This window comes from Geodermatophilus sp. SYSU D00814, from assembly GCF_054050055.1.
The window spans coordinates 13,995-31,000 of the sequence record NZ_JBJGYP010000021.1 but is presented as its reverse complement, the minus strand read 5'-3'; the positions used below and the strand labels follow the sequence as shown (position 1 = coordinate 31,000).

Sequence of the window (17,006 nt, the reverse complement as noted above, 5' to 3'; positions counted from 1 at the left end):
GTCCGACGGGACGGGTGATCTGCCCCTCGCCGGGTCGAGCGGGGACTCGCCGCTCATCCGGGATGAGGTCGATGGGCAACTCGTCGTGGGCGCAGCGGCCGCCGCCGGCGCCGGGAGCGGCCGCGGTGTGGCACGGGAGCCGGGCACCGCCGCGGAGCTCACCGGCCTGCGGCGGCGGCTGCGCGCGGCGCTGGCCGGCGGCGGGTTGCCCGCCGGGACCGACGACGGCGAGCGGCTGCTGCTGGTGGTCGAGGAGCTGGCCTCCAACGGACTGCGGCACGGCCGGCCACCGGTGCAGATCACGGTCACCGCGGCCGGTCCCGGCTGGCTCGTGGAGGTCAGGGACACCGCGACCGCGCGGCTGCCGACACCGGCGATCGGCCGCGACGCCGCACTGGGGGGCATGGGCCTGCACCTGGTGGCCCGGCTCAGCCACGCGCACGGCTGGGCCGTCGACGGGGACCGGAAGACCGTGTGGGCCTACATCGCCCACCGGCCGCCCTCGCCGGCGCCACCACCACAGCGGATCCGGGCAGCCACCGAGCGGGCTCGTGACCTGTCCACGTACCTGGCCGCCACCGAGGTCCGGATCGCGGCGACGCTGCAACGCACGGCGACGGACGCCGCCGTCGAAGGCAGGCACGAGCGTGCCGACGTCTTCCGCGTCGTCGCCGAGTGCGCGCACAGGGACGCCGAGCAGGCGCGCCGGACCAGCCTCCCGCGCTCCCGGCCCCCACCGGGGGAGACCGCCGGCCCGGTGCTCGGTCCGGTCGACCGGACAGGGAGCGGCCGGCCCTCCGTCGGAGGGCCCGCCGGCGCTGACCGCGTGGTCCGCTCAGGTCGTGGCGCCGTGAGCCGTTCCCGCGCTGCCGCCCGGTTCCGCGTGGCCTGTCGACGACGGAGGCGGAGCCGGTGGCGCGTCCTCCCCCTGCGGGCGCGGAACGGCGGCTGAGCCGTCGGGGCTCAGCAGCGCCTCGGCGACGGCGCGGCCCTCGGTGGGCGCCGAGCCTCGGGGCGGGCCGGTGGGTGGCGGGGTCAGCGGGACCCGGGCGGCGCGGTAGAGCTCCTCGAGCCCCTCGTTCACGGCGACGGCGAGGACGTTCTGGTCGAAGCTCCGGAGCGGCAGCAGCCCGTTGAGGTAGGCGTCGAGATCGAACAGGTCACCGTTGCCGCCGAGCGCGATGTAGCGCAGCCACAGCTCGTGGACGGTCATCTCCGCGCGCCGGCGCGCGGCCTCCACCCGCTCGTGCCGGTCCTGGTCCGTCACCTCGGCCGCCGTCGACTCAGGACGTCGGCGGGTCGGCGACGTCACCGGCGAGCGTGGCGAGCAGGTCCTGCGCGACGTCGCGCACCGGGCGGCGGGTGCGCTCGGCGGCGGTGGCCAGCGAGGCGAAGGCGGTCTCCCGGTCGGGAGCGCCGCGGGCCAGCAGCACACCGATCGCCTGGCTGACCACGTCCCGGCCTGCCAGGGCGTCGATGAGCCGGCGGCTGAGCTCCCGGGCGCCGGCCAGGTTCTGGGTGGCGGCCAGCAGGATGGCTGCCTGCCGGGCGAACAGCGTCATCACCTGCTCGTCGTGCCGGTCGAACCGGCCGGGCTGCACCCCGTACAGCTTGATCGCGCCGATCGACCTCCCGTCGGTGACCAGCGGTGCGCTCAGCACCGACCGGATGCCCAGCCGGGCGGCCTGCTCGCTCCACGTCGGCCAGCGCCGGTCGCCGGTGGTGTCGTCGATGCGCACCAGCAGCCCGGTGCGCCACGCGCTGAGGCACGGTCCCTCGTCCAGGTCGTACTGCAGCGCGTCGGCCCGTGCGGCCAGCTCGCTGGTCGCGGCCATCGTGCGGGTGCCGCGCTCGTCGACGACGGTCACCGCGGCTCCGTCGGTGTCCGGCGCCGTCGCCGACGCCAGCGCGGTGACCAGCTCCACCGCCGAGCGGACCGTCTCCTGCGACAGCACCAGCCCGGCCATCTGCACCAGCGTGGCCGCCAGCCGATCGGGCCCCTGGGCGCCGGCCGGCCCGTCCGGCCCCGCGGCCGCGTCAGGATCGACCGGCGGCATCCCGCGTCTCCCTCACCGGTGTACCGGCGCCCCGCCACGGTGGCCCGGCCGGCGTCGGTCCCGCCGTCGCGTGCCGGACCGCGGGAGCGCCGCCGGAGTGGCCCGCGACCGGCCCGGCGATCGACCGTGCCACCGGTGGCAGCGCATCGTCGACGCCGACCAGCGGCAGCAGTCGTCGCAGGTAGGGCCGCGCCCCGACCACGATCACGGCCGCGCCGGCTGCCTGCGCCGCCCGTCGGACCGCCGCCAGCGCCCGCAGCCCCGGCACGTCGCAGAAGCTCAGTCCGGCCAGGTCCAGCACCCACGCCGGGACAGCGGCACGGCCCAGCACCGCGCAGGCGGCGTCCAGGTGCCCGCAGGTCGCCCTGTCCAGCTCACCGCTGAGCAGGATCCGCCCGGCCGGGAGGTCGAGGGTCACCAGCAGCTCGGCCACGGCCGGGTCCGCCGAGTGGAGAGAAGTCGTCGCCTGTGACATGGCACGTCCCGGGCTCGGGTGCGCGCGACGACGGATCCATCCCGGTCCCGGGCTCCCCCCGGGCGAGCGCGCACGGATCGGGCCGGGCGTTTCGACCCCTTCCCTCACGGTAGCCCTCGTCGGCGTCGGCGACCACCGGCGGCGAGGGCCGGCCACACGGGTCCCGCGCGGGCACGAGGCCGTGCTGCGGCCGGTGCCCCGGTGTCGCTGGTGCCTGCCGCCGGGTCCGCCGGCGCGTTCGACGAGGACGGCCGAGCAGTCGCCGGCCGCTGCGGCGCCTACGCCGCGGTCGCCGCCGGCAACCTGTACGCCTACCGCAGCGCGCGGGACCTGGCCGACGACCTGCAGGTCGCGCTGGAGTCCCGCGGGGTGATCGACCAGGCCGAGGGCGTGCTGGTCGAGCGATACCGGCTCACTCCGGACCAGGCCTCCCAGCTGCTGGCGCGGGCGTCGAACGACGCCGACCGGAAGCTGCGCGACGTCGCCGACCACCTGGTGCACACCGGCGAGTTCCCCCTCCGTAGGTCTTCGCGGCAGGGCGGCGGCGGCGGCTCCCGGCCGCCCGGCGTCAGCCCACGTCCTCGACGCCCTCGGCGGTGAGCCGTGCCCGGACGGTCGCGGCACGGGCCCGGGCGACCCCGGCGAGGTGGCGCTCGGTCGCGGCGCGCGCCCTGAGCGCCTCGGCCCGGGGGAGGTCGACCTCCACCAGCACGGCCTCGTCCAGCCGGCCGGCCGTCGCGTCGTGCAGGGCGGCGGCACGCTCGTGCAGCGCGATCGCGGCCCGCTCCCGCCGCACCGCGCGGTGGAACGCCTCCTGGCCCCGCCCGGTGGGATCGGTCACGCCGTCCAGTGTGCTCCGGCGGACGTCCCGCGGAGCCCGTGCGGACGGGCGTCCCGCCGCGCCGGGCGGCGCCGGATCGGTCACGCCTCGGGAGCGGCCGTGAGGCGCCGGTACTCGGCCTGCACGACGTCGTAGCACTCGCACGCCGCCTCGTGCAGCGCGGCGGCGTCGACGACGGTGATCCGCCCGCGCGTGTAGCGGATGATCCCCGCCTGCTGCAGCACCCCGGCGGTGAGCGACACGGTGCCGCGGCGCACGCCCAGCATCTGCGCGAGGAACTCCTGGGTGAGGGTGAACTCGTCGGCGCCCACCCGGTCGCGGGTCTGCAGCAGCCACCGGGCGCAGCGCTCCTCGGTGGTGTGCAGGCGGTTGCAGGCGACGTTCTGCGACAGCTGCACCATCGTCGCCTGCGTGAAGCGGTGCAGCAGGTCGTGCAGCGCGCCGTCGGCGGCGAGGAACCGGCGCAGGTCGCCCGTCACCAGGCGCGCGGCGGTCCCGGCGACCTGGCAGAAGCAGTCGTGGGGGCTCTCGGCGGTCCCCAGGAACGCGGGCAGTCCCGACATCCCCTCGCGCCCGACGGTGGCGACCTCGACCGCCGCCTCGCCCTCGACGGTGGCGACCACCGACAGGACGGCGTCGACGGGGAACCAGACGTGCTCGATGGTCTTCCCGGCCTCGTACAGCTCGTCGCGGACCTCCAGCGGGACGACCTCGAGCAGCGGCTCCAGGCGACGGAACTCCTCGGCGGGGAGGAGGCCGAGCAGGAGGTTGCGGTGCAGGTCCGGTGCGGTGCTGTCGTTCGGCACGGGCCGCCTCCCGGTCGGACGGTGCTCCCGTCGTCTCCGGGAGCGGCCACGGTACTCCCGGAGGACGGGGGTCAGGCCGGCACGGGCCGTGGGCCCAGCCGCGCCCACGGCGGTACGGGGACGGCGAGCAGGTCCGCGCCCCCCGGCGCCATCGTGTACGCCACCAGGGCCGGGGCGACGAGCGCCAGCGGCAGGGCGTGCTCCACGCAGCCGGTGGCCAGGGCCGCGCTCGGCATGCCGGGGGCCTCGGCGTCGTCCGGCTGCTGGACCAGCACCCGGCCACCGGCCCGCCGGACCGCGCGCACGCCCTCGGCGCCGTCGGCCAGCCGCCCGGTCAGGACCACGGCCAGCACCCCGGTCCCGTACGCGGCGGCGGCACTGGTGAGGAGGTGGTCGGCGCCGCCGAGCGTCGGCGCGCAGCGCAGCACGAGCCCGTCGTCGTCGACGTCCGCGGTGGTCCGGCCCGGCAGCACGGTCACGCCCGGGAGCAGCGGCCCGGAGGCTGCCGTGCGCACCGGGAGCAGGCTGCGGGCACGGAGGATGTCGCCCAGCATCTCCGGCGTGCCGGGACCACGGTGCTGGACCACGAGCACGGGCACCGGGAAGTCCGCCGGGAGGCCGCCCAGCACGGCCGACAGGGCCCGCACCCCGCCGGTGCTGGCGGCCAGCACCACCACCCGGAAGCCGCCGCGGGCGTCGGGGTAGGGGAGCGCCGCCACCTCCGCGAGGCTACCCCTGTGTCAGGCACCTGACACAGCACCACGTGTTCCGGCGGGTCGCCGGTTGCGGAGCGACGTAGGCTGGGCGCACCCGAGCGACCGGCCGGACGACCGGGGAGGGCGCGGCCGTGGAACCTGACGAACTGGCGCTGGCCTGCCGGCTGAGCGGGCTGCCCCTCGGGGACCTGTGGCTGGCCTACCTCGAGATGGGCGGCAGCCGGTCGCGGCCGGAGCTGGAGGCCCGCCTCGGCGGCGTGGCCTGGCCGGAGCGGGAGGACCGCTACCTGGCCGTCGTCGCCGACGAGGCCCTGCGGGAACGGGGCCTGCCGAGCCTGGCCCCGCCCGCCGGTGCCCAGGATCCGCTGCTCGGCCGGCCCACGGGCAACGACGGCGGGGTCGCGCTGTGCCGGACCACGAGGGCGGTGCTCGAGACCCGGGCCCACGGCAGCAGGCTGACCGCGCTGTTCGAGCGGTGTGCCCGTGCACGCGAGGACGCGCGCGGGGCCCGCGAGCGCGCCCAGGCGTTCCGGCTGGCCCGCGACGCGGAGGTCCTGCCCGCGCGCGGTGGGCGCTGAGCGACCCGACCCCGCCTCGGCGCTACGGTGCAGGGAGGACCCTGCGCGGCTGCGCACGGGAGAACGGAGAACCGCCGTGGCGCGACGTGACCTGGTAGTGGTCGGTGCCTCGGCGGGCGGCGTCGAGGCGCTGCGCGTCCTCCTCGGCAGCCTGCCGCCGGACTTCCCGGCCGCCCTGCTCGTGGTCATGCACGTGCCGTCGACCGGCCGCAGCGCCCTGACGGAGATCCTCGACCGCGCCTGCCCCCTGCCCGTGCGGCGGGCGGAGAGCGGCGCCCCTCTCCGGCCCGGCACGGTGACCGTCGCCGTCCCCGACCACCACCTGCTCGTGGTGGGGGACCACCTGCTGCTCTCCCGCGGTCCCCGCGAGAACGGGCACCGCCCGGCGGTCGACGTCCTCTTCCGGACCGCCGCCCGCAGCGCCGGGCCGCGCGTGGTGGCCGTCGTCCTGTCCGGGGCGCTCGACGACGGGACGGCGGGGATGATCGCCGTCCGCGAGCGGGGCGGCGTGGGCGTGGCGCAGGACCCGGAGGACGCGCTGTACCCCAGCATGCCGGCGCACGCGGTCGAGGTGGCCTCCGCCGACCACGCCGTCCCGGTGGCGAAGATGGGGGCCCTGCTCACCGATCTCGTGGCCGAGGAGGTCGCCGACGGCGCTCCGGCGGCCAGCGACCTGATGGACAAGGAGACGGCCGTGGCGGAGTTCGACGTCGCCGCGCTGAACGACGACGTGCGGCCCGGCACGCCCTCGGGGTTCGGTTGCCCGTCCTGCCACGGCGCGCTGTTCACGATCACCGAGGGCGGCATGGAGCGCTACCGCTGCCGGGTGGGTCACGCCTGGTCGCCGGAGGCGCTGGCCGCCGAGCAGTCCGAGGCGCTGGAGGGCGCGTTGTGGATGGCGCTGCGCGGCCTGGAGGAGCGGGCGGCGCTCAGCCTGCGGATGGGGGAGAGGGCACAGCAGCGGGGCCACACGCACACCGCCCGGACCTTCCGCACCCGCCACGACGAGGCGCAGGCGGCGGCGCTGCTGATCCGGCGGCTGCTGCAGCGCGAGCAGCTCGACGGCGGGGCGCTGCCCGACGAGGTGGGGGGGCCGTGAGCCGGTGACCGAGCGACGACCGGAGCCGGGCGGGGACGAGGACGACCTGCCCGCCGACGAGACCGACGCGCAGGACGACGGCGCGGTCGGAGGTGCACTCGAGCCCGACCCCGACCTCGAGGCGCTGCTGGTCTACCTGCGCGAGCAGCGCGGCTTCGACTTCACCGGGTACAAGCGCCCCAGCCTGGCCCGCCGCGTCCGCCGGCGGATGGCCGAGGTCGGCATCGACTCGGTGGCGGAGTACCAGGACCACCTGGAGGTGCACCCCGACGAGTTCACGCCGCTGTTCAACACGGTGCTCATCAACGTCACCAGCTTCTTCCGCGACCGGAAGGCGTGGGACCACCTCCGCGACGAGCTGCTGCCCGACATGCTGGCCGGGGCCGGCCCGACGATCCGGGTGTGGAGCGCCGGGTGCGCGTCCGGCCAGGAGGCCTACAGCCTGGCGATCCTGCTGGCCGACGCGCTGGGCGCCGAGCAGTTCCGGCAGCGGGTGAAGATCTACGCCACCGACGTCGACGAGGAGGCGCTCGCCCAGGCGCGGCAGGCCTCCTACACCGAGCGGGAGCTGGCCGGCCTCACCCCGGACCAGGTCGAGGAGTACTTCTCGCCCGAGGGCGCCCGGTACGTCTTCCGCAAGGACCTGCGCCGGTCGGTGATCTTCGGCCGCAACGACCTGGTGCAGGACGCGCCGATCTCGCACGTCGACCTGCTGCTGTGCCGCAACACCCTCATGTACTTCACCGCCGAGACCCAGAGCCGCATCCTCGGCCGCCTGCACTTCGCGCTCAACCCCTCGGGTGTGCTGTTCCTCGGCAAGGCCGAGATGCTGCTGTCCCACAGCCAGCTGTTCACCCCGGTCGACCTGACCCGCCGCTTCTTCCGCAAGCGCGGCGGGCGCCCGGTGGTCGAGCGCCCGGTCCTGGCCGCGCCGCTCCCCGTCTCGCCGCCGGTCAGCGAACTGGAGCTCTCCCGGCTGCGGCGCGAGGCGATGCTGTCCGCGCCGGCTGCCCAGCTCGCCGTCGACGCCGACGGCCGGGTGGCGATGGTCAACCGGCAGGCCGAGCAGCTGCTCGGTGTCGACGACCGGGACGTCGGCCGGCCGTTCCACGACCTGGAGATCTCCTACCGCCCGGTCGAGCTGCGGGGGGCCATCGCCGAGGCCGCGGCCGAGCGCCGGCCGATCTGGCTGCGCGGCGTCGAGCGCCGCCGGCCGGGCCAGGAGCCGACCGTGTTCGACGTGCAGGTGCGGCCGCTCTACCGCGAGGACAGCACCCTGCTCGGCACCACCATCGTCTTCGACGACGTGACGCAGTACCGGCGGCTGCAGACCGAGCTCGAGTACGCCAACCGGCAGCTGGAGACCGCCTACGAGGAGCTGCAGTCGACCAACGAGGAGCTGGAGACCACCAACGAGGAGCTGCAGAGCACGGTCGAGGAGCTGGAGACCACCAACGAGGAGCTCCAGTCGACCAACGAGGAGCTCGAGACCATGAACGAGGAGCTGCAGTCGATGAACGACGAGCTGCACTCCACCAACGAGGAGCTGCGCCGCAGCACCGACGAGGTCGGTGCCCTCAACCGGTTCATGACCGGCGTGCTCGGCAGCTTCAAGGCCGGGGTGGCCGTGGTCGACCCAGACCTGCGGGTGCTCGTGTGGAACGCCGCCGCCGAGGACCTGTGGGGCCTCCGGCAGGACGAGGTCTCCGGCCAGCACCTGCTCAACCTCGACGTCGGGCTGCCGCTGTCGGACCTGCACCCGCTGCTGCGCCGGCAGGTCGCCGGCGACGGCCCGCCGCACGAGACCGTCGACCTCGCCGCGGTCAACCGGCGCGGCCGGCCGGTGCAGGTGCGGGTGACCGTCAGCTCCTTCGCCCACGGCCCCGAGCAGCGTGGCGGCGCGGTCATCCTGATGGACCCGAGCGGGCTCTGAGCCGGGCGGTCAGTCGCCGGCGGCCATCACCAGGTCGGTGTCGCCCTCGACGACCAGCCGGGCGAGGTCGCGCACCTTGACGTTGAGGCGGTTGCTGAGCGCCACCAGCCGGGCGAACGCCTCGTCGGGGCCCACCCCGAGCCGGGCCACGAGCACGCCCTTGGCCTGGTCGATGACGGCCCGGGAGGTCAGCGCCCGCTCCAGGTTGCCCGCCAGCGAGGTGAGTGCCTCGCGCTCGGCCACGTTCTGCAGCACGCCCGCGACCGCGGCCGCGGCGAGCTCGCCGATCCGGCGGTTCGCCGTGCCGAACGTCTCCGGCCGGGCGGAGTAGAGGTTGATGACGCCGGTGGTCTCGCCGTCCTCGCGCACCGGGACGGCCAGCACGGCGCGCACCGCCGCGTCCGCCGCGAGCGCACGCAGCCGGGACCAGCGGTCGTCGGCGCGCACGTCGGGGGAGCTGACCGCCCGGCCGGTGCGGTAGGCGTCCCAGCACGGACCCTCCTGGACGCGCAGCTGCCGGCCGTCGAGGTCCTGGGCCTCGGGGGACTCGCTGCCCAGCCGCTGGGGCTCGAGCGGGGAGCCGAGCGTGATGCTCACCCAGTCGGCGCCGGCCACGGCGCTCCGGACGAGGGTGGCCATCCGGCCGAGCATCCGCTGCCGGTCGGGCTCGTCGACCGGCAGGGCCGACAGCTGGGCGAACGCCGCCGCCAGCCCCAGGACGTCGGTGACCTCGCCCGCGCCGGTGTCCGGTGGGAGGTCGTCGGGCACCGCGGCCGTCCGCTGCTCCTGCGCTCCGCCGTCCCGGGGAGCCAGCACCCACTGCACCCGGGCGGACGCCGGCGGACCCGGGGTCTCGGTGAAGCCGAACAGCTCCGACCGGCGCTGCGGTCCGCTCCGCGGCCGGAGGGTCACGTCCAGGCGCTGCTCGGCCCCGGCAGGGCGCGACAGCGCGCGCAGCGCGTTGCGGAACGCCAGGACGTCCTCCGGGGAGAGGAAGACCGACAGCGGCTTGCCCAGCAGCCGACCGGGGCCGACCCCGACCGCGCCGACGAGCGCCGGGTTGGCCTCCAGCAGCTTGCCGTTGCCGTCGGTGAGCGCCAGGCCGAGGGGGACCACGGCGGCGAGCTGGCTGCGCCAGCGGACCTCGGCCTCGTGCCGGCCGAGCAGGGCGGTCACCTGCTCCTGCTGCACGCGCAGCTCCTCGGAGACCACCTCCAGCTCCTCGGAGCGGACGTCGAGGGACGCCAGCTGGGCCATCACCTCGTCCACCGACGGCGGCCGGCCGGGGGAGCTGCTCTCACCGATCGTCATCGGGGTGCCCCTCCCGCCGAACCGCTGCGGCGGTGCGGTCGTCGGCGGCGGCTCCCCGGTCGTCCTCGGCAGCCGCGACGCGGTGCTCGGCGGCGCGGGCGCGGTGCGCCTCGACGTCGCCGACGCCCGCGCGGGCCACGGCCTCGTGGAGCTCGGCGCTGCGCTCGTGCGCCCGGGCCGCCCGCCGGTGCCCGTCGCGGGCCCGCTCCAGCGACTCGCGCGCCCGCTCGGCTGCCGTCTCCGCCCGCGCCCGGGCCTCGCGGACGGTCTCGTCGTCGGGCGCCTCCCCCGCCGCCGCCCGGGCGAGCCGGTCGGACAGCTCCTGCGTGCGGCGGCCGGCCGCCTCCGCGCGCTCCGCCGCCCGCGATCCGGCGTCCTCGGACTCCATCCCGGGCTCCCTCCCTGCGGTCGGGTCCTCCGCTCCATCCTCCCGTGCCACCCCCCCCGTTGTCGCGCCCGTGACCCGGGGAACGGGCGACGGTCATGCCACTCGACGGTCGTTCCACTCGACCGCGCGCCGTGACAGAGTTCCGTCATGGACCGCAGGAGTCCTGGACCGGCCGGCGAGCGCTCGCCGACCGAGGGTCCCGTCGCGCCGGCCGAGCGCCGGGGACGGCCCTCGGCGCACGCGACCGGCGAGGCGGTCCGCCAGGACCTGTCCCAGCGGCTCGCCGACCTGGCGCGGGACATGCAGCACCAGACCGACCCCACGGCGGTCATGGAGACCATCGTCTCCGCGGTCAGGGGGACGATCCCCGGCGCCGACGAGGCCACGATCAGCCTGGTGCAGGGCCGCCGCCGGGTGGTGTCGGCCGCGGCCACCGGCGAGCGGGCGCGGCGCTTCGACGACCTGCAGCAGCAGGTCGGGCAGGGCCCGTGCCTGGACTCCATGTACGAGCAGGTCACCGTCCGCGTCGACGACCTGGCCACCGACCCGCGCTGGCCGGAGCTGGGCCGCCGGGCCCCGTCGGAGCTGGGCGTGGCCAGCATCCTGTGCTTCCAGCTGTTCGTGCACGAGAGCGACCTCGGGGCGCTGAACCTGCTGTCGAGCCGCCCCGGGGCGTTCACCGACGAGTCCGAGCGCGTGGGGCTGCTGTTCGCCAGCCACGCGGCGATCGCGGTGGCCGATGCGCAGGACCTCACCAACATCACCGTCGCCCTGGCCAGCCGCGACGTCATCGGTCAGGCCAAGGGCATCCTGATGGAGCGGTACAAGATCACCGCGGACGTGGCGTTCGCGCTGCTGGCGAAGACCAGCCAGGACACCAACCGGAAGCTCACCGAGGTCGCCGAGCAGTTGTCGCAGACCGGGGCCCTCGACTCCTGACGACCGTGCGGCCGGGTGCGTGCCCCGTCAGGAGAGCTGTCCGGGAGGGGCGGTGGAGGACCGGACCACGAGCGAGGTGGCCTGGGTGCGGTGCCGGTCGGCCACGTCCTCGCCGGCGATGAGGGCCAGGAGCATGGCGGCGGCCTCCTCGCCCATCCGCCGGATCGGCTGCTGCACCGTGGTCAGCGGGGGTGCGGCGAGGGCGGACTCGGGGATGTCGTCGAAGCCGACCACCGAGAGCCGGCCCGGCACCTCGAGCCCGAGCTCCGCCGCCACCTCCAGCGTCACCAGCGCCGAGAGGTCGTTCGCCGCGAAGACCGCGGTCGGCGGCGACGGGAGGGAGAGCAGCTCGCGGGCCGCCTCGCGCGCGATCTCCGGCTCGAAGCCGCCGGACCGCACCAGCGCCTCGTCCACCGGCAGCCCCGCGGCGACGAGCGCCTCGCGGTAGCCCTGCTCCCGCTGCTGGGCGGACAGCAGGTCCGCGCGGCCGGTGATCATGCCGATGCGGGTGTGCCCGAGCCCGATCAGGTGCTCCACGCCGAGCCGCGCGCCCTGCAGGTTGTCGGCGGTGACCGAGGGCAGTCCCGACGGACCGGTGTGCGGGTCCACCGCCACCACCGGCCCGTCGGCCTGCACCTCGGTCACGGTCGGCGTGACGAGGACGGCGCCGTCGACGAGGCTCCCCATCAGCCGGCTCAGCGACCGGCGCTCCCACCCCACCGGGGCCTCGACGTGCCCGCCGGCGGAGTAGGCGATCAGCTCGTAGCCGGAGCCGTGGATGGCGTCGGCGACTCCCTTGAGCACCTCGGTGCTGAACGGCTCGAAGTCCATGACCAGCACGCCGACGACGTTGGTGCGGCGGTTGCGCAGGCTGCGCGCGACGAGGCTCGCCTCGTAGCCGAGCCGGTCGATGACCCGGGTCACGTGGTCGACGGTGTCGGCCGAGATGCCGTACCGGCCGTTGATGACCTTCGAGACGGTGGAGATCGAGACGCCGGCCTCCGCGGCCACCTGCTGCATCGTCACCCGGCCGCGGAGGGCCGGCAGGGGGACCTGCCCGGTCGGGGTGCCGTCGGCCGACCCCACTCCGAGGCCCGGGCCGGTGCGGTCGTCGGTCGGTGCGTCGAGATCCATGGGTCCTCTTCTCGGTCCGCTGGTCACACTGCCAGAGGAGGGGGCTGCGCTGTCCAGGACACCGGCGCGGGAGGCCTCGCCCACCCGGAGCCGGTCCCTGCGGCGGCTCCGGGTGGGCGTGCCCGGCTCAGCCCTTCACCGCGCCCTGGAGCCCGCTGACGATGCGCCGCTGCATGGCGAGGAACAGCATCAGCGCGGGGATCATCGCGATGGTCGTGAACGCCAGCACCCCCGCGGTGTCGGCCGAGTGCTCGGTCGAGTAGTCGGCCACGCCCAGCGGGAGGGTGCGCATGTCCCCCTGGAGGAGCAGCAGCGGGAGCAGGTAGGCGTTCCAGGAGGCGACGAAGGCCAGGACGCCGACCGTGACCAGGCCGGGCATCGACAGCGGCAGCGCGATCCGCCAGAAGATGCCGACCCGGGAGGCGCCGTCGAGCATGGCCGCCTCCTCGACCTCCTTCGGCAGCGCCATCAGGAAGGGCCGCAGGATCACCACCGTCGTCGGCAGCGCGAACGCCGCCTGCGGCAGGGCGATGCCCCACCAGGTGTTGCCCAGCTGCAGGTCGCGGGTCACGAGGATGAACAGCGGGACGATCGCCACGGCCGCGGGGAAGAGCAGCCCCAGGACGAACACCAGGAACAGCGGCTCGCGGAACCGGAACTGGTAGCGCGCCAGCGGGTAGGCGGCCATCACGCCCGCGAGCACCGCCACCACCGTGGTGATGAGGGCGACCGCCGTCGAGTTCAGCGCGTAGCGCCAGAAGTCGGGGTTGGTGACGACGCCCCGGTAGTTGTCCAGCACCCACGGGTCGGGGAGCCCAGCCGGGTCGCGCGCCAGCTGCTCGTTGCTGCGGAAGCCGCCGAGCGCGCCGTAGAGCACCGGCCCGAGCGTGACCGCCACGACGCCGGCCGCCACCAGGTAGACCAGCGGGCCACCCCGCCCGTACGTCGTCGCCCGTCGTGCCATCACCGGGCCCTCCTCTCGTGTGTCTCGGGCAGGTTCACGCGTCCGCCTTGGTGTCGCGGCGCAGCACCAGGAACTGGTAGGCGACGGCCAGCGCGAACCCGATGAGGAACAGCACGACCGAGGCGGCTCCGGCGATGCCGAAGTTGCTGCGCTGCGTGCCCTGGCTGACGAGGTAGGTCGCCATGGTGGTCGTCGCGTTCGCCGGCCCGCCGCCGGTCAGGATCCAGACCATGTCGAACAGCTGCAGCGAGCCGATCATGGACAGGAAGACCCAGGTCCGGATGGTCGGGGCGAGCAGCGGGATCGCGATGCGGCGCTGGGTCTGCCACCACGAGGCGCCGTCGAGCTGGGCGGCCTCGGAGAGCTCGTCGGGGACCCCCTGGAGCCCGGCCAGGAAGAGCAGCACGGCCAGGCCCAGGTACTTCCACGTGAGGACGACGAACACGGTGGCCAGCGCCAGGTCGGGGGTGCCGAGGAAGCCCTGCTCGGGGACCGGGATCCCGACCGACGACAGCATCGACTCGAGCAGTCCCGACCGCGGCTGCAGCAGTTGGAACCACACGACGCCGGCGATGACCTCGGCGAGGACGTAGGGGACGAAGATGATCGTCCGCAGCAGCCCCCGCCCGCGGATGCGGCGGTTGAGCAGCAGCGCCAGGGCCAGCCCCAGCGGCAGCTGCACGAGGATCGACGCGAAGACGATGACGAAGTTGTGCACCACCGCGTCGGTGAAGACGTCGTCGGCGAGCACCCGGGCGTAGTTCTGCAGGCCGACGAAGTCCACCATCGGGCCGAAGCCCTTCCAGCGGTAGAACGACATCCGGGCCGCGGAGAAGACCGGGTAGACGACGAAGACGGCCATCAGTGCCAGGGCCGGCGCCACGAAGAAGAGGATCTCCAGGCGCTTGCGGCCCCTGTCGCGACGGGGGCGGCCGGTCCCACCGGGGGTCCGGCCGGTCACCCGGCGCGCGTCCGCGCGCCGGGTGACCGCTGCCCCCGGGTCCGCCGCCGTGACGGCGCCCTGGGAGGTCATGGTCGGATCACTGCTCCTGGTCGGCGGCCTGCTGGGTCTGGTCCACGATGTCCTGCGGCGTCGCCTCGCCGGCGAACATCAGCGCGATCGCGTCGTTCATCGCACCGCCGACCGACGCCCCGAAGGCGGTGTCGAAGTAGAGCTGCACGTACGGCGCCGCGTCGCGGACCTCGAGCAGCTGGGCCAGCGCCGGGTCGGAGACGGCGCCCGCCGCGGCGGGGTTCGTCGGCAGACCCATGTCGTTCTCGGCGAAGCCCGTCTGCACCTCGTCGGAGAGCAGGTACTTCACGAGGTCGACCGCCTCGTCGGGAGCCTCCTGCGAGACGGCCCACGCGTCACCGCCACCGAGCTGGGCCTCGGGGTCACCCTCGCCGCCCTCGACCGCCGGGAACGGGAACCAGCCGGTCTTGTCGCCGAGACCCTGGCCGTCCTCGGTGAGGCCCTGCATGACGCCGGGCTCCCAGTGGCCGGTCAGCTCCATCGCGACCTGCCCCGTGGCGAGCAGGCCGGAGGCCGACGTGGCACCCTCCTGCGCCGGCGTCGTCAGGAAGCCGGGGTTGAAGGGCTCGGTGTCGATCAGCGTCTGGAGCTCCTCGCCGGCCTGCACGAAGCACGGGTCGGAGAAGTCGAGGCTGGTGACCGCGTCGGTCAGCACGTCCTCGGAGCAGGAGCGGACCGCCGTGTAGTACCAGTAGTGGGCGGCCGGCCACTTGTCGCCCCCACCGAGCGAGGCCGGCGTGATGCCGGCGCCCTTCAGGGTCTCGATGGTGGAGGCCAGCTCCTCCATCGTGGTCGGCGGTGCCGTGATGCCCGCCTGCGCGAAGAGCTCGGTGTTGTACCAGAAGCCCACGACGCCGACGGAGAACGGCAGCGCGTAGGTCTGGTCCTCGACCTGCCACCCGGAGACCTGGCCGCCGATCTTCTCGATCTCCTCGGCCGCGTCCTCGGACAGGTCGCGGACCATGCCGGCCTCCACGTGGTCGGCGAGCTCGCCGCCGCCGCGCTCCATGTAGACGTCCGGCACGTCACCGCTCTGGAACGCCGCCTCGAGCTTGTCGACCATGTCCTCGTGGGCCATGGCCACGACCTCGACCTCGACGCCCGGGTGGGCCTCCTCGAAGTCGGCGGCCACCTGCTCGTAGTAGCCCTTGCCGGGCTCGTTGTTCGAGTTGTGCCACCAGGTGATCGTGTTGTCGTCGCCTCCCGAGGCGCTGTCACCACCACCGCCGCAGGCAGTGGCCGTGAGCAGTACCGCGCTGCTGCACAGCACCGAGAGAGCCGTTCGCCCCGAACGCCGCATGTCTGAACCCCTTCGTCCTTCCGCACGCCGTGGTGGCGTGGAACACACCACCGAAGGTCGCAGCCAGCCCTTGCGCTGTCAATCGTTGTCGATAACGATTTCCTAGTGACCTGCTCCACATCTCCCGACGCCGTCCGCCGCACCGAGGGCACCGTGGTGGTGCGCTCCGCCGACGGCTCGCCCCGTGCGCACACCGACGTGGTGGTCGAGCAGACCCGCCACGACGTCGCCTTCGGCAACATCGGCTTCGACTTCGTGGGGCTGGCCAACGACGAGCACGGCGGGGCGCGCGAGAACGTCTTCGGTGGCGCCGACCCGGAGGCGGCCGAGCGGCTCGAGCACCTCTGGCTGGACCTGTTCGACACCGCGACCCTGCCGTTCTACTGGGCCGGCTTCGAGCCGGTGCAGGGACGGCCCGACACCCGCCGTCTGCAGGCCGCGGCCGCGTGGTTCCGCGACCGGGGCGTGTCCGTCAAGGGCCACCCGCTGGTCTGGCACACGCTCGCCCCGGACTGGCTGCGGGAGCTCTCCGACCCCGACGTCGAGGAGACCGTGCGGGCGCGGGTCCGGCGCGAGGTCACGTCCTTCGCGGGGCTGGTGGACACCTGGGACGCCATCAACGAGGTCGTGATCATGCCCGTCTTCGCGAACGAGGACCGGCAGAACGCGATCACCCGGCTGTGCCGGCGCATCGGGCGCATCCCGACCATCCGCCTGGCCTTCGAGGAGGCCCGCGCGGCGAACCCGGCAGCCACCCTGGTCCTCAACGACTTCAACCTGTCGACGGCGTACGAGTGCCTGGTCGAGGGCGTGCTCGAGGCCGGCGTGCAGGTCGACGCGATCGGCCTGCAGAGCCACATGCACCAGGGCTACTGGGGCGAGGAGCGGACGCAGGAGGTGCTGGAGCGGTTCGCCCGCTACGGCCTGCCGCTGCACTGGACCGAGACGACGCTGGTGTCCGGGGACCTGATGCCCCCGGAGATCGAGGACCTCAACGACCACCGGGTCGAGGAGTGGCCCTCCACGCCCGAGGGCGAGGAGCGGCAGGCCGACGAGATCGTCCGCCACTACTCGACGCTGCTGTCCCACCCGGCGGTCGAGGCCGTGACCTACTGGGGGATCACCGACCGCGGCGCCTGGCTCGGTGCCCCCGCGGGACTGGTGCGCGCCGACGGCACCCCCAAGCCGGCCTACGACGCCCTCCGGGGCCTGGTCAAGGGGGAGTGGTGGCTGCCGCCGACCCGGCTGCGGACCGACGGCGAGGGCCGCGTGACGGTGCGCGGGTGGGCCGGGACCTACTCGGTCTCGGCGGGGGACCGCTGCGCGTCGTGGCAGCTGCGACCGGACGCCCCGCCGGCGGAGGTCACCCTGGCCTGACCGCCCCACCTCCCCACCGCACCGGCACCGCACGAGACAGGACGGACTCCCGAAC

At 74.9% G+C, this 17,006-nt stretch carries 19 protein-coding genes; 7 read left to right on the top strand and 12 right to left on the bottom strand.

Annotation, left to right across the window (positions count from 1 at the left end; genetic code table 11):
* Window positions 1–127: 127 nt before the first annotated feature.
* Window positions 128–952, top strand: coding sequence for an ATP-binding protein (locus ACI780_RS16985; RefSeq protein WP_457004398.1), 825 nt, complete (start codon window positions 128–130; stop codon window positions 950–952).
* On the opposite strand, the gene ACI780_RS16980 is transcribed toward ACI780_RS16985, so the two are convergent.
* The 3 genes from ACI780_RS16980 to ACI780_RS16970 are packed head-to-tail and all read right to left on the bottom strand — an operon-like array spanning window position 836 to window position 2,532.
* Window positions 836–1,267 (bottom strand): hypothetical protein, encoded by a 432-nt coding sequence (locus ACI780_RS16980; protein ID WP_456872009.1) that lies wholly within the window; start codon window positions 1,265–1,267, stop codon window positions 836–838. The two genes, ACI780_RS16985 and ACI780_RS16980, sit on opposite strands and share 117 nt — an antisense overlap.
* Before the next feature lie 16 nt (window positions 1,268–1,283).
* A complete protein-coding gene (locus ACI780_RS16975; protein ID WP_457004396.1) occupies window positions 1,284–2,057 on the bottom strand; it encodes a GAF and ANTAR domain-containing protein in 774 nt (257 codons plus the stop codon).
* Entirely contained in the window at window positions 2,038–2,532 is a 495-nt protein-coding gene (locus ACI780_RS16970) for an STAS domain-containing protein (RefSeq protein WP_457004394.1), read from the bottom strand. The genes ACI780_RS16975 and ACI780_RS16970 overlap by 20 nt, the downstream gene beginning before the upstream one ends.
* A 201-nt stretch (window positions 2,533–2,733) precedes the next feature.
* On the opposite strand from ACI780_RS16970, the gene ACI780_RS16965 reads away from it, so the two are divergent.
* Complete coding sequence (locus ACI780_RS16965; RefSeq protein WP_457004392.1) at window positions 2,734–3,132, top strand: ANTAR domain-containing protein; 399 nt, start codon at window positions 2,734–2,736, stop codon at window positions 3,130–3,132.
* Here ACI780_RS16965 and ACI780_RS16960 read toward each other — a convergent pair.
* The 3 genes from ACI780_RS16960 to ACI780_RS16950 form a co-directional block, all read right to left on the bottom strand.
* Complete coding sequence (locus ACI780_RS16960) at window positions 3,101–3,373, bottom strand: hypothetical protein (RefSeq protein ID WP_456872005.1); 273 nt, start codon at window positions 3,371–3,373, stop codon at window positions 3,101–3,103. The genes ACI780_RS16965 and ACI780_RS16960 overlap by 32 nt on opposite strands.
* An 80-nt stretch (window positions 3,374–3,453) precedes the next feature.
* Window positions 3,454–4,179, bottom strand: a complete 726-nt coding sequence (locus ACI780_RS16955; RefSeq protein WP_457004390.1) for a Crp/Fnr family transcriptional regulator — start codon at window positions 4,177–4,179, stop codon at window positions 3,454–3,456.
* A 71-nt stretch (window positions 4,180–4,250) separates the two neighbouring features.
* Window positions 4,251–4,898 (bottom strand): chemotaxis protein CheB, encoded by a 648-nt coding sequence (locus ACI780_RS16950; RefSeq protein ID WP_457004388.1) that lies wholly within the window; start codon window positions 4,896–4,898, stop codon window positions 4,251–4,253.
* Window positions 4,899–5,026: 128 nt separating this feature from the next.
* Here ACI780_RS16950 and ACI780_RS16945 point away from each other — a divergent pair, with 128 nt between their 5' ends.
* The 3 genes from ACI780_RS16945 (at window position 5,027) to ACI780_RS16935 (ending at window position 8,505) form a co-directional block, all read left to right on the top strand.
* Complete coding sequence (locus ACI780_RS16945) at window positions 5,027–5,473, top strand: hypothetical protein (RefSeq protein ID WP_457004386.1); 447 nt, start codon at window positions 5,027–5,029, stop codon at window positions 5,471–5,473.
* Between the two features lie 76 nt (window positions 5,474–5,549).
* Window positions 5,550–6,572 (top strand): chemotaxis protein CheB, encoded by a 1,023-nt coding sequence (locus ACI780_RS16940; RefSeq protein ID WP_457004384.1) that lies wholly within the window; start codon window positions 5,550–5,552, stop codon window positions 6,570–6,572.
* Between the two features lie 4 nt (window positions 6,573–6,576).
* Window positions 6,577–8,505 (top strand): CheR family methyltransferase, encoded by a 1,929-nt coding sequence (locus ACI780_RS16935; RefSeq protein WP_457004382.1) that lies wholly within the window; start codon window positions 6,577–6,579, stop codon window positions 8,503–8,505.
* 9 nt (window positions 8,506–8,514) lie between these two features.
* Here the strand turns inward: ACI780_RS16935 and ACI780_RS16930 are convergent, their stop codons facing one another.
* Window positions 8,515–9,816, bottom strand: coding sequence for an ANTAR domain-containing protein (locus ACI780_RS16930; RefSeq protein ID WP_457004380.1), 1,302 nt, complete (start codon window positions 9,814–9,816; stop codon window positions 8,515–8,517).
* Window positions 9,803–10,204, bottom strand: a complete 402-nt coding sequence (locus ACI780_RS16925; RefSeq protein ID WP_457004378.1) for a hypothetical protein — start codon at window positions 10,202–10,204, stop codon at window positions 9,803–9,805. The genes ACI780_RS16930 and ACI780_RS16925 overlap by 14 nt, the downstream gene beginning before the upstream one ends.
* Before the next feature lie 147 nt (window positions 10,205–10,351).
* On the opposite strand from ACI780_RS16925, the gene ACI780_RS16920 reads away from it, so the two are divergent.
* Window positions 10,352–11,143 carry a GAF and ANTAR domain-containing protein gene (locus ACI780_RS16920; protein ID WP_457004376.1) on the top strand — a complete coding sequence of 264 codons (792 nt, stop codon included), beginning with the start codon at window positions 10,352–10,354 and terminating at the stop codon, window positions 11,141–11,143.
* Window positions 11,144–11,170: 27 nt separating this feature from the next.
* Here ACI780_RS16920 and ACI780_RS16915 read toward each other — a convergent pair whose 3' ends face one another.
* The 4 genes from ACI780_RS16915 to ACI780_RS16900 all read right to left on the bottom strand — a co-directional run bounded on the left by ACI780_RS16915 (window position 11,171) and on the right by ACI780_RS16900 (window position 15,544).
* On the bottom strand, window positions 11,171–12,277 hold the full coding sequence (locus tag ACI780_RS16915; RefSeq protein ID WP_457004374.1) for a LacI family DNA-binding transcriptional regulator: 1,107 nt from the start codon (window positions 12,275–12,277) through the stop codon (window positions 11,171–11,173).
* A gap of 127 nt (window positions 12,278–12,404) precedes the next feature.
* On the bottom strand, window positions 12,405–13,241 hold the full coding sequence (locus ACI780_RS16910; protein WP_456872060.1) for a carbohydrate ABC transporter permease: 837 nt from the start codon (window positions 13,239–13,241) through the stop codon (window positions 12,405–12,407).
* 34 nt (window positions 13,242–13,275) lie between these two features.
* Window positions 13,276–14,274, bottom strand: a complete 999-nt coding sequence (locus ACI780_RS16905; RefSeq protein WP_457004371.1) for a carbohydrate ABC transporter permease — start codon at window positions 14,272–14,274, stop codon at window positions 13,276–13,278.
* Window positions 14,275–14,281: 7 nt separating this feature from the next.
* On the bottom strand, window positions 14,282–15,544 hold the full coding sequence (locus tag ACI780_RS16900) for an extracellular solute-binding protein (protein WP_457004369.1): 1,263 nt from the start codon (window positions 15,542–15,544) through the stop codon (window positions 14,282–14,284).
* Window positions 15,545–15,679: 135 nt separating this feature from the next.
* Here ACI780_RS16900 and ACI780_RS16895 point away from each other — a divergent pair, with 135 nt between their 5' ends.
* Window positions 15,680–16,951 (top strand): endo-1,4-beta-xylanase, encoded by a 1,272-nt coding sequence (locus tag ACI780_RS16895; protein ID WP_457004367.1) that lies wholly within the window; start codon window positions 15,680–15,682, stop codon window positions 16,949–16,951.
* Window positions 16,952–17,006 lie beyond the last annotated feature (55 nt).

Coding starts and splice junctions, on each gene's coding strand:
- ACI780_RS16975 (WP_457004396.1), bottom strand. CDS start 2,057: ATGCCGCCGGTCGATCCTGACGCGGCCGCGGGGCCGGACGGGCCGGCC.
- ACI780_RS16970 (WP_457004394.1), bottom strand. CDS start 2,532: ATGTCACAGGCGACGACTTCTCTCCACTCGGCGGACCCGGCCGTGGCC.
- ACI780_RS16930 (WP_457004380.1), bottom strand. CDS start 9,816: ATGACGATCGGTGAGAGCAGCTCCCCCGGCCGGCCGCCGTCGGTGGAC.
- ACI780_RS16925 (WP_457004378.1), bottom strand. CDS start 10,204: ATGGAGTCCGAGGACGCCGGATCGCGGGCGGCGGAGCGCGCGGAGGCG.
- ACI780_RS16920 (WP_457004376.1), top strand. CDS start 10,352: ATGGACCGCAGGAGTCCTGGACCGGCCGGCGAGCGCTCGCCGACCGAG.
- ACI780_RS16915 (WP_457004374.1), bottom strand. CDS start 12,277: ATGGATCTCGACGCACCGACCGACGACCGCACCGGCCCGGGCCTCGGA.
- ACI780_RS16910 (WP_456872060.1), bottom strand. CDS start 13,241: ATGGCACGACGGGCGACGACGTACGGGCGGGGTGGCCCGCTGGTCTAC.
- ACI780_RS16905 (WP_457004371.1), bottom strand. CDS start 14,274: ATGACCTCCCAGGGCGCCGTCACGGCGGCGGACCCGGGGGCAGCGGTC.